12 protein-coding genes are annotated in these 15,714 nt (G+C 57.3%); 5 read left to right on the top strand and 7 right to left on the bottom strand.

The annotated features are described in order from the left end of the window. The first annotated feature begins 77 nt into the window (after positions 1-77). The gene (locus tag B142_RS0107600) at positions 78-803 is read left to right on the top strand and encodes a hypothetical protein (protein ID WP_126844472.1); all 726 of its coding nucleotides are present in this window, start codon (positions 78-80) and stop codon (positions 801-803) included. 324 nt (positions 804-1,127) lie between these two features. On the opposite strand, the gene ndk is transcribed toward B142_RS0107600, so the two are convergent. From ndk to B142_RS0107580, 4 genes are all read right to left on the bottom strand, one after another. Next, positions 1,128-1,538, bottom strand: a complete 411-nt coding sequence (gene ndk, locus B142_RS0107595; protein WP_018120945.1) for a nucleoside-diphosphate kinase — start codon at positions 1,536-1,538, stop codon at positions 1,128-1,130. A 69-nt stretch (positions 1,539-1,607) separates the two neighbouring features. Further along, positions 1,608-1,973 carry a DUF4233 domain-containing protein gene (locus B142_RS13605; protein WP_049167541.1) on the bottom strand — a complete coding sequence of 122 codons (366 nt, stop codon included), beginning with the start codon at positions 1,971-1,973 and terminating at the stop codon, positions 1,608-1,610. Between the two features lie 212 nt (positions 1,974-2,185). Then, positions 2,186-3,748, bottom strand: a complete 1,563-nt coding sequence (gene folC, locus B142_RS0107585) for a bifunctional tetrahydrofolate synthase/dihydrofolate synthase (RefSeq protein ID WP_018120943.1) — start codon at positions 3,746-3,748, stop codon at positions 2,186-2,188. Continuing rightward, the gene (locus tag B142_RS0107580; RefSeq protein ID WP_018120942.1) at positions 3,748-6,507 is read right to left on the bottom strand and encodes a valine--tRNA ligase; all 2,760 of its coding nucleotides are present in this window, start codon (positions 6,505-6,507) and stop codon (positions 3,748-3,750) included. Before B142_RS0107580 ends, folC begins: the two co-directional genes overlap by 1 nt. 125 nt (positions 6,508-6,632) lie before the next feature. Here B142_RS0107580 and panB point away from each other — a divergent pair, with 125 nt between their 5' ends. Genes panB through B142_RS12260 form a run of 3 tightly spaced genes read left to right on the top strand, consistent with a single transcriptional unit; the run spans position 6,633 to position 9,062 of the window. After that, the gene (panB, locus tag B142_RS0107575) at positions 6,633-7,463 is read left to right on the top strand and encodes a 3-methyl-2-oxobutanoate hydroxymethyltransferase (protein ID WP_018120941.1); all 831 of its coding nucleotides are present in this window, start codon (positions 6,633-6,635) and stop codon (positions 7,461-7,463) included. Positions 7,464-7,474: 11 nt separating this feature from the next. Further along, complete coding sequence (panC, locus tag B142_RS0107570; protein ID WP_018120940.1) at positions 7,475-8,365, top strand: pantoate--beta-alanine ligase; 891 nt, start codon at positions 7,475-7,477, stop codon at positions 8,363-8,365. Further along, positions 8,358-9,062, top strand: a complete 705-nt coding sequence (locus tag B142_RS12260; RefSeq protein WP_018120939.1) for a hypothetical protein — start codon at positions 8,358-8,360, stop codon at positions 9,060-9,062. The genes panC and B142_RS12260 overlap by 8 nt, the downstream gene beginning before the upstream one ends. A 44-nt stretch (positions 9,063-9,106) precedes the next feature. Here the strand turns inward: B142_RS12260 and clpX are convergent, their stop codons facing one another. Next, a complete protein-coding gene (clpX, locus tag B142_RS0107560) occupies positions 9,107-10,441 on the bottom strand; it encodes an ATP-dependent Clp protease ATP-binding subunit ClpX (RefSeq protein WP_018120938.1) in 1,335 nt (444 codons plus the stop codon). A gap of 177 nt (positions 10,442-10,618) precedes the next feature. On the opposite strand from clpX, the gene B142_RS0107555 reads away from it, so the two are divergent. After that, positions 10,619-12,976: a sensor histidine kinase gene (locus B142_RS0107555; protein ID WP_018120937.1), complete on the top strand. Its 2,358-nt coding sequence runs from the start codon at positions 10,619-10,621 to the stop codon at positions 12,974-12,976. A gap of 50 nt (positions 12,977-13,026) precedes the next feature. Here B142_RS0107555 and B142_RS0107550 read toward each other — a convergent pair whose 3' ends face one another. Together B142_RS0107550 and B142_RS13600 are read right to left on the bottom strand one after the other, a co-directional pair. Next, on the bottom strand, positions 13,027-13,698 hold the full coding sequence (locus B142_RS0107550; protein WP_018120936.1) for a response regulator transcription factor: 672 nt from the start codon (positions 13,696-13,698) through the stop codon (positions 13,027-13,029). A 380-nt stretch (positions 13,699-14,078) separates the two neighbouring features. After that, positions 14,079-15,314 carry an IS30 family transposase gene (locus B142_RS13600; RefSeq protein ID WP_420703252.1) on the bottom strand — a complete coding sequence of 412 codons (1,236 nt, stop codon included), beginning with the start codon at positions 15,312-15,314 and terminating at the stop codon, positions 14,079-14,081. Positions 15,315-15,714 lie beyond the last annotated feature (400 nt).

Genomic DNA, 15,714 nt, shown 5'->3' with positions numbered 1-15,714 from the left:
TCGTTTGATCCGTGCTCCGTTGCATGAGTTTTGCCGAATCGCGGCGACGACCCTGCCCTCGGAGTTAAAATAAGGACATGCTTAGCAGAAAGGGTCACCACCGTTCGATAACCACACAATTGCTTTTCAACGCTAGCGCCGCCGTGCCCGCAGGGCTTGGTTATTCGTTGATACTGCACGAACACTGGATAGCCGCACTGCTCAGCTTTGTCTGTGCCATCGGATCCGGTGCCTGGCTGTTCCGTGATTATCTAGTCAACGTGTACACCGAAGAATACCGGGATACCGATTACACGCCGAAGCAAAAGCTCATGCTGTATCTTCCGATATTCCCGTGGGGAGCCATTTTGCCGCTCCCTTTTGCGCAATTAGACGGCGTGCTACACCCAGCTGCCTCCATCGCGGTGACCGCGGCAGTAGCGACCATCGGCTTGGCTTTCCAGATCCTCGGCACGAATATTGGGCCACGACGCGTCGGCAAGCGGCGGATCCAGCAGGTTCTTGCGAAAAGCGATCTGGAGGCCGTGACCAGTGAGCGCCTTGAGATGGTGGCCCACAACCCGAAAGTACTGCGAGACCTGGCTGCCATCGGTGCCGGGGATAATGTGTTCGTGAATGTCGCCGAGTTTGCGAGCGCTAGCTGCCGTGACACTGATGAGTTGATCGCGGAGCTGGAGACGCTGCGGAAAGCACAGCTGGTCGAGGCGAAGAAAATTACCGTGCGCGAGCAGCCGCACAAGTGGCAATACAGCTTAACCCCCGCCGGTATTCAGTGCTTGCAGCACTACCAGCAGGGGCGTTAGCGAAGTTCGGTGTTACAGGGATTGGCGTTGCGTTGCTGTGAGCAGGGGGTTTGCAGCGCCGCCCTTGGCGTAGGCGTTTGACCTAGACGTTGAAATAGACATTGGCGGCACCCTAGCTCGTTTGTGGCAATTCCAGCTACGGTCGATGTTGCTTTTTTACAAATAGTGCTACGAAATCGCCGGTTTTGCGGCCACTATTTGTAAAAATGCACCAAAATCCTTCAAATTCGGGCGTTTCGGCCTGGATCTTTGGCTTCCAGGCCATCGGAGATCTTTGGGCTCTAGCCCATCGGACCAAATTCCCCTGAGGTCAGAACCCGCTGCTTACAGGTTCGGGAACCAGATTCCGATCTCACGCTCTGCGGATTCTGGGGAATCAGAGCCGTGAACCACGTTTTCTGCCACAGACAGCGCGAAATCACCACGGATGGTGCCCGGGGTGGCCTTGCCGACGGGATCGGTGCCGCCAGCCAGCTGGCGCCACGCATCAATGGCACGGTCGCCTTCCACGATGCCGGCGATCAGTGGTGCCGAGGTAATGAATTCCACCAGCTCACCGAAAAATGGCTTATCTGCGTGCTCGGCGTAGTGCTTTTCTGCAGTTTCGCGGTCTGCCACGCGCAGGTCGAGTTCAGCCAAGCGCAGCCCTTTGCGCTCAATGCGGGAGATGATTTCTCCAACGTGGCCATTCTGTACACCGTCAGGTTTGATCAAGATCAAAGTACGTTCAGTCATGGCGCCCATTCTACAACTTGTATGAGACGGGAATTAACGACAATCCACGTTTTTCCACGTGATTCCACGTTATTCCGTGCCCAGGTGCTGAGTGGTCAGCAGGCCACGACGCATGCGCTCAAGCAGCATCGAACGCAGATACAACATGAACGCCCACACGCCAATGAACAGCAGCATGATCACGCCGATGGACCAGTGGATAAAAAACATCAATAAGCCCAGCGCTTGCAGGACTAAGATCATCGTGATTGCCCAGGGCTTGCGCACGAAAAATACCGCCACCACATGCAGCGCGCCCAGCACAGTTACTGTCACCCAGTTCGGCGTCGTCCAGTACACCCCGCCATCGATTTTCAAGATGACAGTCAGGCCCAAAAAGATGCTAATCGCCTGCATGATCAGGGTGCCCGACATCATTCCGGCAAGCCCACGCATCGGGTCTTTTACCGGGGCCTTTCCTGGGCCTAATGGGCCGTACTCGGCGGCGCCATTCCGGTTGGATCCGGCCCTGGCGGCACCGTTTTGCCTGGCCCCTGAAGCACCATTCCGGGAGGCTCCGCGCCGAGCATTGTCGTGGCCGTCGCGGCTGGCGCGGCCGTCACGGCTGGCACGGCTGTCGTGGCTGTCGCGGCGAAACTTCTTTTCTGTCACGACGGTTCCTTTCCAAATAACGTGCGCGCTTCCCCAGCAGTAACCACCGAGCCAGTAATCACGATGCCCGAGCCGGATTGCACCTCAGCATCTTCTGCCAATTCGACGGCCAGCGCGTAGGCGCCCGGCAGATCGTCGATGGTGTGCACGCGCTCTTCACCGAAGATTTCGACGGCGTATTCTGCCAGCGTATAAGCATCCAGCGCGCGCGGCGAGCTGTTTTGACTGATCACGACCTCATCCAGGTGTGGTTCCAGCGCCAACAACACACCCTTGGCGTCTTTGTCATCGAACACGGCGACCACACCGATAAGGCGCTGAAAATTAAAATCCCGCGAAAGCGCAGCACCCAGCGCCTGTGCGCCGTGCGGGTTGTGCGCCACGTCGATGAACGTCGTCGGCGAGGTACGCACGCGTTCCAGGCGGCCAGGCACCGACACGGTACGGAAGCCTTCCCGCACAGTATCCAGGTCGAGCCCGTGCCCGGCGCGGGCACCGAAGAATGCTTCCACTGCTGCCAGGGCGCACGAGGCATTCGCAGCCATGTGGCTGCCCGAAAGCGGAATGAAGATCTCCGGATATTCCCCGCCCAGCCCGCGCAGGTGCAATTGCTGCCCGCCAACCGCGACGGAGGTTTCCAGCACCCCAAATTCACTGCTGTAGCGCGCCACTCCCGCTTCTACCTCGACGGCGCGGCGCAGGATCACGTCCATGGCTTTCGGGTCCTGCTCGCCAATGATGGCGATATTCTCCGAGGGTTTCAGCACGTCATCCAGGTCATCACGCTTTTTAATGATCCCAGCTTTTTCTGCCGCGATTTCTTCGATGGTCTCGCCCAGGTAGTTCTGGTGGTCCAAGCCCACGGGCATCACGACGGATACCTCTGGGTTCACCACGTTGGTAGAGTCCCAGGTTCCGCCCAGACCGACCTCCACGACCGCGACTTCCACCGGGGCATCGGCAAATGCTGCATAAGCCATGGCAGTTAAGATCTCGAATTTGGACAAGCGCACGTCGAAATGCGCATCGGCCATCTGCACGAATGGTTCGATCTCTTCCCATTGGCGCACGTAATCACGCGCAGGAATCGGGTTGCCGTCCAGGCAGATGCGCTCGGTGACGCTCTGCAGATGCGGCGAGGTGAACATGCCGGTGCGTCGGTGGAAACCACGCAGCAGTGAATCGATCATGCGCACCGTCGAGCTTTTACCGTTGGTGCCCGCAACGTGAATGACGTGGAAATTTTCTTGCGGGTTGCCCAGCAAATCCAGCAGGTATTCGATGCGTTCCAGGCTCGGATCGATCTTGGTTTCCGGCCAGCGGGTATCCAGTTCCGCCTCCACGACAGCCAATGCGCTGAGTTCTTCCGGCGTGGCCTGCAGCGGGGCCGGTGCGTTGCGTTCTTCGTCCGGCAGGCCCAGGTTGAGCTTCAGCCCGTGCTCGTCGACTTCCACAGCATCACCGGCCAGCGCGGCGAGGTCGTGCTCTATCGCGTCTTCTTCAGAATGAGCCCGTCCGGCGCGCTTGTCTCCAGAACCCGTGTGTTCGTTTTCTGCCACTAGTTCAGTGCCTCCAGACGCGCACCAATGCGGTCGACTTCTTCTTGTGCCAGTTGCTGGCGTGCTGTGATCTTGTCGACGACATCCTGCGGTGCCTTCGCCAAGAACTTCTCATTCTGCAGCTGGCCACTGGTCTGCGCCAGTTCCTTTTCGGCCTTCTTCAGGTCTTTTTGCAAGCGGGCGCGCTCTGCTTCGACGTCCACAGCACCCGAGGTATCCACCGCTACGGTGATCGTGGCCTGGCTCAGGCGCACTTCGACGGAGGCGGACTCGGTGAAATCGGCACCTGGTTCTTCCACATTCGCCAGGTTGCGCACCAGGTTTTCCTGGCCAGCCAAGTCAGCCGCAGCGAAGTCTAGCGTGCCCGGGATCTTCTGCGACGGCTTCACGCCCTGGTCGGCGCGGAAACGACGCAGCTCGGTAATCAGTACCTCGGCATCAGCAATACGACGCGCGGCAACCTCGTCAACCTCGACCCCGCCGTTGGTGTCAGCGGCGGTAGGCCAATCCGCAACCACCAGCGATTCGCCGCCGGTCAGCGCCTTCCAGGTCACCTCGGTGACAAACGGCATGGTTGGGTGCAGCAAACGCAGCACGACATCGAGCACACGCCCGAGCACGATCTGGGTGTTCCGACCTTGGGCGGATTCGCCTTCGCGTGGGATCTGGGTTTTCGCGATCTCGACGTACCAGTCACACAGCTCGCCCCAGGCGAAGTGGTACAGCAGCTCGTTGGCTTTCGCGAATTGGTAATCGTCCAAATACTTGTCTACCTGCCCGCGTACTTGTTCCGTGCGGTCCAATATCCAGCGGTCGGCGTCGGTAAGCTCACTGCGCTCGGGCAGCTCGCCCATGCCCGCGCCATTCATCAGCGCGAACTTGGTGGCGTTAAACAGCTTGGTGGCAAAGCGCTTCGAGGCTTCCGCGGCCTCATCACCGACCGGCAGGTCTACACCCGGGTTGGCACCGCGCGCCAAGGTAAAGCGCAGCGCATCCGCCCCGTAATCACGGACCCAGTCCATGGGGTCAATGCCGTTGCCCAAAGACTTCGACATTTTCCGGCCGTGCTCATCGCGTACCAGGCCGTGCAGGTAGAGATCCTTGAATGGCACCTGTGGGCGCCCGTCGGCTGTCGTGCCGAAGGTTTCCGGGTCCTGGCTGGCGGCAAAGGTACCGAACATCATCATGCGCGCAACCCAGAAAAACAGGATGTCATAAGCGGTTACCAACACCGAGGTGGGGAAATAACGCTCCAGATCCGCGGTTTTGTCTGGCCACCCCATAGTGGAAAATGGCCACAGCGCAGAGCTGAACCAGGTATCCAACACGTCTGGGTCTTGCTCATAGCCTTCGGGGGCTTGCTCATCCGGGCCGACGCACACGATATCGCGCTCGCCGTTTTCATCTTCTGGCCCGTACCAGATTGGGATACGGTGGCCCCACCACAACTGACGCGAGATGGTCCAGTCGTGCATGTCATCTACCCAGTCGAAATAGCGCGGCTCCATCGACGCCGGGTGAATCTTGGTATCACCTTCACGCACGGCATCGCCAGCCATCTGCGCGAGTTTGTCCACCTTCACAAACCACTGCAGCGACAGGCGCGGCTCAATCGGCTCACCGCTGCGCTCCGAGTGACCAACCGAGTGGGTATACGGGCGTTTCTCGGCGACGATACGGCCCTGCTCAGCCAACGCCTCGCGGACTTTCACACGTGCTTCCTCGCGGCTCAAACCATCAAACTGGGTGCCAGTACCAGCGATATGGCCGGTGGTGTCCATGACCGTCGGCATGTCCAGGTTGTGGCGCAAGCCCATGGCGTAGTCATTCGGATCATGCGCCGGGGTGATTTTCACGGCACCGGAGCCGAATTCCGGATCCACGTAGTCGTCGGCAATAACTTCCAGCTCGAGATCGTCGCGGAACGGATGCGCGAACTTCTTGCCCACCAGGTGCGTATAGCGCTCATCATCCGGGTGCACGGCAATGGCGACATCGCCCAGCATGGTTTCCACACGGGTGGTGGCGACGATGACGTGATCTTCGTCGTCGGCAAGCGAGCCGTAACGCAGCGAAACCAGCTCACCGTCGACGTCTTTGTGTACGACCTCGATGTCACTGACCGCTGTTTCCAGCACCGGCGACCAGTTGACCAAGCGGTGCGCGCGATAAATCATGCCGGCGTCAAACATCTGCTTGAAAATGTGCTGCACGGCGCGCGACAACCCCTCATCCAGGGTGAAGCGCTCGCGCGACCAGTCGACGGAATCACCAATCGCGCGCATCTGCTGTTGGATGGTGCCGCCGTATTCTTCCTTCCATTCCCAAACCTTGGCAATGAAATCTTCACGCGAGTAATCCCAGCGAGATTTGCCTTCCTGCTCGCGCAGCTTCGCTTCCACCTTCGTCTGGGTAGCAATGCCTGCGTGATCCGAGCCCGGCAGCCACAGCGTGGAAAAACCCTGCATGCGCTTGCGACGGATAATCGAATCCATCAACGTGTGGTCCAGCGCATGCCCCATGTGCAGCTGACCGGTGACATTCGGCGGCGGCAAAACCACAGAGTAGGCAGGCTTGTCGGCATCCTCATCCGGGCGGAAATAGCCTTGCGCCTCCCAGGCGTCGTATAGAGCCTTTTCTACCTCGCCCGGCTGCCAGTTTTTCGCCAGCAGATCGCTGCGGTCACGACCCGGCGCGGCATCGGTTGCTGAATTGCGGTCATGTGGGTGGTCTTCTGGGTTTTGCTGGTTTTCCGTCATCACGGCGCCTATTCTAGCGCCCACCTGCAACATGGGCGGCACTGCTACAGCAAACGCTACGGCAGCTATAGCGATTGTCCAGCAGATCCCCAGCGGGAAGCCGTCGCGCTGCTAAAATCCGGCCTATGTCTACCCAACCGTCCCGCCCCCTACAACGCCTACGCACCCATTATTTTTCGCGCGCCAAAGCCAGCGGCACCCCGTTCACTGCGCTAACCAGCTACGATAGCCTGACCGCCAGTATTTTCGACGACGCCGAGATCGATTTGCTGCTCGTCGGCGATTCCGCGGCCAACGTGGTCTTCGGGCACAGCTCCACCCTTCCGATCACCACCGAGGAGCTCATTAGCCTGTCCGCAGCCGTCGTGCGTTCCACCCGTCGCGCGTTCGTCGTCGCCGATCTTCCCTTCGGCAGTTATGAGACTTCCCCGGCCCAAGCCGTGGATACCGCGGTGCGGTTTATGAAAGAAGCCGGAGTACAGGCGGTCAAGATCGAAGGTGGCGTGGAGATTGCGCCAACCATTAAAGCGCTTGTCGACGCCGGCATCCCGGTGTGCGCGCACATCGGTTTTACCCCGCAGGCCGAGCACGCACTCGGCGGCTACCGAGTGCAAGGCCGTGGCGAAGCCGCCGCGCAGCTGGCCGCTGATGCGCAGGCCGTGGCCGATGCGGGCGCATTCGCCGTGGTGATGGAGATGATTCCGAGCCAGCTGGCTGCGCAGATCACCCGCGATTGCGCCATCCCCACCATCGGCATCGGCGCTGGTAACGAGACCGACGGACAGATTCTGGTGTGGACGGATGCTTTCGGCCTGGGCACTGGCAAACCACCGCGGTTTGTGCGCCAGTACGCCAATCTTGCCGACGAGCTACGCGCAGGTGCGCGCGCCTATCGCGAGGATGTGGCTGCTCGCGCATTCCCGAACGAAGCGGAATCGTTTAGCGACGAGAAATAATTAAGAACTACATGCACATTATTCACACTGCCTCTGACATGCGCGCTTTTTGTGCGCAATCACGATCCGGCCAGGCTGCCACTGGGGCGGCTGATAGCACTGCCCCGTCGATAGGCCTCGTGCCGACGATGGGCGCGCTGCACGACGGGCACGCCAGCCTCGTGCGCGCCGCTCGTGCCGACAACGACATCGTGGTGGCATCGGTTTTCGTCAACCCACTGCAATTTACTGACCTCGGCGACTGCGACGACTACCGCAACTACCCACGCGATCTCGACGCCGACGCCGAGTTCTTGCGCGGTCTCGGCGTCGATGCTGTGTTTGCCCCCGGCGTTGAGGAAATGTATCCGGGATTCAACACAGCCCCCGACCGGCACCCGCAAATCTGGGTGCGCACCGGCCGCATGGGCGAGATTTTGGAAGGTGCCTCCCGCCCGGGGCATTTTGATGGCGTGGCCACCGTCGTCGCCAAGCTTTTTCAGATCATCCAACCAGACCGCGCCTATTTTGGGCGCAAAGATGCCCAGCAGCTAGCGATCATTCAGGCGTTGGTGCGGGATCTAGATATGCCCGTTGCCATCCACGGATTGCCCATCGTGCGTGGCGACGACGGGGTGGCTGAATCCAGCCGAAATCTGCGTTTGAGTGTGGACGAGCGTCGGCATGCGACCGCACTGTCACAGACGTTATTTGGCCTACGCGATGGAAAGTTTGCCAGTGCCGACGAGGCCGCAGAGCATTTGGCTAGCTGTGAGGGCGTGGAATTGGATTATTTGCGCATCGTCGATCCCGCGGATTTACGGGATGTACCTGCTGGTACCCGGCCGGCCTTGGCGTTGACAGCCGCCTGGGTCGGGCCTGTGCGCTTGATTGATAACTTGGCTTTGGAGGCACATGAATAATCGCGACGAGAATGCTGAGAATGCTGACAACGATGACACTGCTGTAACCACAGAGCTAGCGGCTGCGATCACCGAGTTCATCCGCCACGGCTACGAGCACGCGGACATCTCACAGCTGAAAGACACGCGAAGTGGCGCACCAGCGGACAAGCTCGAGTGGTATTCCCATGCCATCGCCGCCTGCATGGATGCGATTACTCCCCCAGCGTCGGCACTGAGTACGGATTCTCCGGTGCCCGCCGAATGCATGGCGCATATCGTGCACGCGCTATTTACCCAACTCGATACGCATCGAGACGCGGTAGCACTGCTGGCGGCAGAATCGCTGCACCCAGTGCTGGAGGCTGGAACCACCACGACGATGATGGAATCATCCGAACTGGGCCTGCATCTGGACCGAGTGTTGTTACGCGGCCAAGAAGCCGGGGCGTTCCGGCCCGGAATTTCCGCGCATGATGTGTTTTACCTAGTGATTTCGCTGAGTTTTTCCCGGCTCAACCACCGGCACCTCATGGCGATGACCACGCGGGTTGATACCTTATCGGCGGCGAACACCGCGGGAGTGCGCCGGCTGGTCGTCGATGCGGTGCTGTCGTTTCTGACATCGAATATCGCCGATTCCGAGCACGAATCTTACCTGGCCACCACCAGCGACGAAGACCGCGATGATTCCGGATTGGGCATCTACTGGGACTAATCCCGGGGCTTGCGCCAGCCGCGCCGACCAGCTACGTCTACCGATTACGCCGACTGCATATTTTCTGAGTAGCGCAGCTCCGGGGTATCTTCCCCGCGCACCGCAGCCGCGGTAATAACCACTTGATTGACGTCCTCGCGGTCTGGCAAGTCATACATCACCGGCACCAGCAGATCCTCCAAGATCGCGCGCAAGCCACGCGCACCGGTGCCGCGCTCAATCGCCAATTCTGCGATTTCGCCGAGCGCATCATCGTCGAAAAGCAGCTCAGCACCGTCCATGGCAAACAGACTACGATACTGCTTAACCAGCGAATTCTTCGGTTCCGTGAGCACCTGCACCAGCGAGTCGCGATCCAGGTTTTCCACCGTCGCCACCACAGGCAGGCGTCCGATGAATTCTGGGATCAGGCCGAATTTCACCAGATCCGCGGTGCGCACCTGCGAAAACAGCGCGGCATTATCCGTATCTTTCCGCGAGTCAATCTCCGCGCCAAAGCCGAGGCCCTTCTTGCCGACGCGCTCCGCGATGACCTTATCCAGACCATCGAAGGCACCGGCAACAATGAACAACACGTTCGAGGTATCCAGCTGGATGAACTCCTGGTTCGGATGCTTGCGCCCACCCTGCGGCGGAATCGACGCCGTGGTTCCTTCCAGGATTTTCAGCAGTGCCTGCTGCACGCCCTCACCGGAGACATCGCGGGTAATCGACGGGTTTTCACTCTTGCGCGAAATCTTGTCGATCTCATCGACATAAATGATGCCGCGCTGAGCGCGCTCCACATCAAAATCGGCGGCTTGCAGCAACTTGAGCAGGATATTTTCCACGTCTTCGCCGACATAACCGGCCTCGGTCAACGACGTGGCATCGGCAATGGTAAACGGCACATCCAGCATGCGCGCCAGGGTTTGCGCCAGGTAGGTCTTACCAGAGCCGGTTGGGCCCAGCATCAAGATATTGGATTTCGCGATCTCAATATCTTCTTCCGCATGAATGGAATCTGTGCGCGCAGCGTAATTCCCGCCGGGTGATTTGTGCCCCGAGCGTGCACCGGAGCGGGCAAACTCGTCGGCACGCATACGCTTGTAGTGGTTATACACAGCCACCGCTAAGGTGCGCTTGGCCTGATCCTGGCCGATGACGTAATTGTCCAAAAACGCGGAAATCTCCGACGGCCGGGGCAGACGCTTGGCATCCTCGGTGTCCTGCGCGCCCGGTTCATTGGCGATTTCCTCTTCGATGATCTCATTGCACAGCTCAATGCACTCATCACAGATATAAACGCCGCCACCGGCGATGAGCTTTTTCACCTGTTTCTGGCTCTTCCCACAGAAGGAACACTTCAGCAGGTCAGCGCTTTCTTGCATACGTGCCATAGGGTCTTTACGTACTTCTCATTTCGCGGTCGTGGACAGTGCGTGAAGATATCTCTGGCACATCAGGGGCACCAGATTATTGGCTCTAGTGTAGTCATCATGTGCGGTTTCACCGGTAGCCACACGATAGCAGTGCCAATGCGACTAACCTAGACCTGTAATGGAAAAATCGTAGACATGGCTGCTCCCCACACCGCATCCGACATTCGTACCGAAACTGCAAAATACCAAGGGCACTTTTTAACTGCGCTCCTGAGTCGGGTTCGCCGCACCATGGGAGACGATTCTGTCGAACTAACTGCGCTACGAATCTGCTGTGCTGCGATGGCAGTGTTCCTCCTGGTCTACCTGGGATTGCAATACATCACCTATGGCTCGGGATATATCGGCGACTGGTACGGCTACCTCACGAGCGCCGGATTAACCCTGAGTGGATTATTCATGGTGGCTGCGGCGATCGTCGGCAAGCTGGTCTGGCTGCGCTGTTCCTTGTACGCCAACGCGCTGGTGCTGGTGGTGGCCAGCGGGGCGTTTCCAGTGGCCTACTACACCATGACAGATCTGGGCCCCTCGGTTCTGCGATTCACGGATTTTACCGGCATCTTGGCGATCAGCGTGGTGCTGCTCTCGCCCACCAAACGGGCAGTGTTGGTTGCAATTTTGATCCAGGTCATTCCTAGCACGATGCATTCCATCGTATATGGACGCACGAGCATTCCGGAGCTACTTGCGGTCACCGGATTCGCGGTACTAATGAATCTAATTCCGTTTGTGCTAGGGGCCGTCACACTGATGCGGGTGGCGCGCACCATCGACGAAGCTGAGCAGAAGGTGCGGGATTCTTTGACTGAATCCGAGGCAAAACGCGCCGCAATCACAGAGCGTAAACGCCTTAACGGGCTCGTCCACGACCATATTTTGGGCTCCTTATCGGCTATCTCGCGTGGACAAGGTATGCAGACCGACGCCGCGCATTCGTTGCCTTCTCGGCCTGCCACCGGTGAAGAAGTTCCGCTGGAAAAGTTGCTTGCCGACGTCACCCGCAGCGTAGAAGCTATCAGTCCGGATTGCGTCACGACCGTCACCGGGCTTGCGCCTAACGGCCGCAACACTCGCGATGGGTTTTCCACCATCAAAGATTCCGCGGCTGAAGCCATCCGACTGTCTGTTACCGAAGCCGCACGTAATTCCCGCAAACATGCAGGCCCAGCTTCCCGACGTCGATGCATGATCAACATCACTAAAAAGGAACTCATCGTGGAATTTTCTGACGATGGCTGCGGTTTCGATTTAGCAACACGCGATCCACAACGGGCAGGCATCAACGTGTCAATTTTGCACCGTATGCGCAGTATTGATGGCGGTGATGCCCAGATCTTTTCTTCCCCAGGCGCGGGCACAACAGTCACCGTACGCTGGTGCCTGGACTCTGCAGAATCTCAATTCAACGAACGCTTAGCAGCGCATGCAAACGGCATTTCAGAAGATCAGCTCACTGCCGGAAGTTTAGAACAGCAGCTGCTGCAGCCAGCACAAGTTTCTCGCTCTTGGGCGCGCCCATATCTAGGACTAGCTGTTATTAGCATCATATCTGGCACGTGGGTGAGCTCTGGTGGATTCCTGACGGCGTTACCAGCAGCCATCGTCGCAATCGCTACATTAGCCCTGATCGTATTAGACAGCTCGCCCCGAATTTCGGGTAGCAAACGTTTCGCCATAACTGCGGGCTTTCTTGCGTTGGGGCCATTAAGTCTTTGGCAACGCGCAGATTATGCTGCGGGATGGGAAAACCTATGGGCATTATCCATCATTGCTTTGCTCACCTGCATTCTGGTTTTGCGGGGAGAGATCTTGTGGGGCATAGGCTGCTTCGTTGGCAACACTGTGTCAATGAAAGCACTAACCTTGTTCAGTGGTGGTGTTATAGATAGCCCACCGTTAACAAATATTTTAATACAAGTAAATCTGGTAGTTGCCGCAACGGTAGTCTTTCTTGCTAACAGTAATTTGCTCAAGAATTTACCTCGGTTACAGCTGGAAAAACGCGCCGCGAATGCGGAGGCGGCACGAATCCACCAAGTTCAATTGATACATAAACATTGGCACGAGCGTATCGAGTTGTACGCCGCCCCGGTGTTTGAGTCGGTGCAGCATTTCCAGGATCCTCCACCGCTGCTGCGTGAGCGGGCACGTCTGACGGAATTGGCAATCCGCGATATGTTGCGCGCGCCATTGTTAGACCGTCCCGAGATAAAAACTGCTGCGTGGGATGCACGACAAGCGGGTGCGACGGTGTTGCTTCTAGACGACCGCAGTGAACATGATGCCAGCACAGATGGCCGCAATTCCGACGGTCGTGATGCCGGCGCCGCGCTAGAGCGGCTCGTTCCATTGGCATTAGAGTGCCTCAACTTTGCGGGAAAAGATAAGGTGACCATCCGCATTCTGCCACCTGGTCGCAAATATTTCGCGACTCTCACCTCCGACAGCACGGGCATAACCCGGGTACCGTTCCCGGAAACCCAAACGACGTAGACTTGGCGGTTGCGGAGAAATCCAGGATCTTTGTTTAACGGCTAGGGACGCTAGCGTGGGTCAGTAGGGCCAGGTAAAAATCCGTCTTCTTGAGCTCTCTGATATAAGTCAAGCTTCGTAAAGGTATCGCGTCCAACGCTGGAGTACTTCTGACGAACTCGGCTCAGATAGTCGTTGACTGTATCTTGTTTCAGGCCAGTCAAACGAGCGACGCGCTTGGCTGGTTCACCAGACGCATATAATTCGAGCACTTCGCGTTGCCGGTCAGAGAGATCCACCGCTTCCAGCAGCGGATCACCGTCCATTGCGGCTGCCATTTCTGTCGAAATTGCTGGCTTGCCACTTAAGGTACGCCGGATCGCCGCGACGACTTCCTCTGACGGCTGCGTTTTGCTTAAGACTTCTGCCACACTGGTTTTCAGCACCTGCCGCAACAAATAGGGGCTTTCCAACGAAGATAGGACCACGATGTTGTCAGTGAGCTCTTCAATCTTTTCGACGTTGTCGATAGGCTGGCTCTCATCCGAAAGCCGGAGATCCAACACCACGAGATCCACCTTGCGTTTTCTACCCAGTGCGGTGAATAGTTCAGGCACGTTGGCCGCACTGGCGATGACGTTGAAATCAGCATTGTCATTCAGCATGGACTCGAGCCCTTGCCGTGTGAGCTCATGGTCTTCCACGATTGCTAGCCGATAAACCTTGGAGCCTGATGCTGCCATACCAATTGCCTTGTTTCTCGTGTGCGTATTGTTCTGTGGGGCTTGCTTTTCTGTGGGGCGTGGATATGAACGTGCGGCGGTGAGTACCAGACGTCAGTGATTGCGGGATAGCACAACGCCTATTTAGTGATTCACACCATGTATTTCATATCATTCTTAACAATAAATTCTAAGGCCTCACACGATGAAATGGCGATTATGGTTGACACCACAACGCACCCCAATTTTTAGGGGCTAAAACTGCCCCGCCTGATCGCACCTGAACACAATTGACCACGCTGGCGATCGCAACGCACAACGCGCAGCGCCCCAACCGCACACAAGAAGGCATAAGCAGACACAAGCAGACTGGCGAATTCTAGGGGTCGTGGAAACACGTCCTACGTTTCGGTTGACTCTAGCAGGGTTGCCATTCGTTCGGCCGGGGTGTCAAAACTTAGCGTCTTGCGTGGCCTGCGGTTTAACTGCATCGCTACAAATTCAAGGTCCTCAGCAGTGTAGAGACTCAAATCTGTTCCTTTTGGGAAATACTGCCGTAATAGCCCATTGGTGTTTTCATTAGTCCCTCGCTGCCAAGGCGAACCAGGCTCACAGAAATACACCGGGCAATCCGTAGCGATGCTAAAAGCTTTATGGCATGCCATTTCACTGCCTTGATCCCAGGTCAATGAACCTTTGAGGTGTTCAGGCAAAGTTCCTATCGCTTTGGCTAACGCTTCATTAACATCCAACGCACTATGACCGTTGGGTAGGTGTAACAACATAACGTAACGGGTGCTGCGCTCGACTAGAGTACCGATCGCTGATTTATTTGATTTCCCTAAGATGAGATCGCCTTCCCAATGACCTGGCACAGCTCGGTCTTCTACTTCTGCCGGGCGCTGAGAAATCATCACCATCGGATCGACAAAGCGTGTACGCCCAACACGTTGACCTCGTGGCTTGCGCTGCGTTTGGCCGCGGCGCAAGGCTGCGGCTACTTCTTTGTTGAGTTCACCTTTAGCCTGGAAAAACAACGACTGATAAATAGTTTCAGGACACACATACATAGTGTCATCATCGGGATAGTCTCTACGCAACCGCCCGGAAATCTGCTCAGGAGAATTCTTTTCTTTCAGCATCTCCCACACACGGCTGCCTAATTCTGGGTTGGCCTCAACCTTGCGCTTTTTCGGGCGAAACCTAGACAACACAGACTTACGCTGCGCATAGGTAGGTAGATACACACCGAATTCGTCTCGATTGCGTTTGAGTTCCTTGCTAATCGTGCCAGGTGAGCGGCCTAGTCGCCGGGCTATCTCGCGGACACCATAATTCTGGCGAAGCAAATCAAAAATAAGCTCGCGTTCTTCTACACACAAGTAACGCAATGAAATACGCTGGTCGATCCTTTCTTGAGGAATAACCTGAACCGGCACAGCTACCCGACCGTCGACATGAGAAATAACCTGCATAAGCCTGTTATACAGTGCAACGTCGGGACCATCGGGAACAAACGGGACACGCGCGCCACGCAGCTTTATCACACCCTTATCAATATCCAAAGCATCACGCGGATTGATACCACACGCCAGGGCTGCATCTTTGCGTCCTAAAGCATTCGCGCGTAGTTGCAGGTATTCACACCGACGAGATGTAGCTGCTGCTCTACGCCCGTGTGAGTTTCGCTGCCATAAGCCCAGCTCGATACCAATGCGATAGACCACGCTTGGCCCGACAGATAGTATTCGCACGATTTCCATCGGGGCCAGGCCATCCAGCCACAACCGAGTGATTTCTTCTTCTGTACCTGGGCTTACCGGCTTTTTACTCCTCATCGGCAGTTGAAGCTGATGTGCAAGCCGGTAAGCCACAGACAACGGCATGTCAACCACACCAGCAGCAGCACGAACCGAATCACCGGCCCGAACAAGAGCACAAAAGCGAGTAGTAACAGCAGAATCCGGATCCCACTTCGCTCCCACACAATCACCTAACCCATGTCAGGTGTTTCCACGACCCCTAGAATCCAAGGAC

Source organism: Corynebacterium propinquum DSM 44285 (genome assembly GCF_000375525.1).
Taxonomy (GTDB): domain Bacteria; phylum Actinomycetota; class Actinomycetes; order Mycobacteriales; family Mycobacteriaceae; genus Corynebacterium; species Corynebacterium propinquum.
The sequence above is the reverse complement of the archived record's forward strand: the minus strand, read 5'-3'. Positions and strand labels throughout refer to the sequence as shown.

Coding starts and splice junctions, on each gene's coding strand:
- B142_RS0107580 (WP_018120942.1), bottom strand. CDS start 6,507: ATGACGGAAAACCAGCAAAACCCAGAAGACCACCCACATGACCGCAAT.
- B142_RS0107550 (WP_018120936.1), bottom strand. CDS start 13,698: ATGGCAGCATCAGGCTCCAAGGTTTATCGGCTAGCAATCGTGGAAGAC.
- ndk (WP_018120945.1), bottom strand. CDS start 1,538: ATGACTGAACGTACTTTGATCTTGATCAAACCTGACGGTGTACAGAAT.
- B142_RS0107600 (WP_126844472.1), top strand. CDS start 78: ATGCTTAGCAGAAAGGGTCACCACCGTTCGATAACCACACAATTGCTT.
- panC (WP_018120940.1), top strand. CDS start 7,475: ATGCACATTATTCACACTGCCTCTGACATGCGCGCTTTTTGTGCGCAA.
- B142_RS0107555 (WP_018120937.1), top strand. CDS start 10,619: ATGGCTGCTCCCCACACCGCATCCGACATTCGTACCGAAACTGCAAAA.
- clpX (WP_018120938.1), bottom strand. CDS start 10,441: ATGGCACGTATGCAAGAAAGCGCTGACCTGCTGAAGTGTTCCTTCTGT.
- panB (WP_018120941.1), top strand. CDS start 6,633: ATGTCTACCCAACCGTCCCGCCCCCTACAACGCCTACGCACCCATTAT.
- B142_RS13605 (WP_049167541.1), bottom strand. CDS start 1,973: ATGCGTGGGCTTGCCGGAATGATGTCGGGCACCCTGATCATGCAGGCG.
- B142_RS12260 (WP_018120939.1), top strand. CDS start 8,358: ATGAATAATCGCGACGAGAATGCTGAGAATGCTGACAACGATGACACT.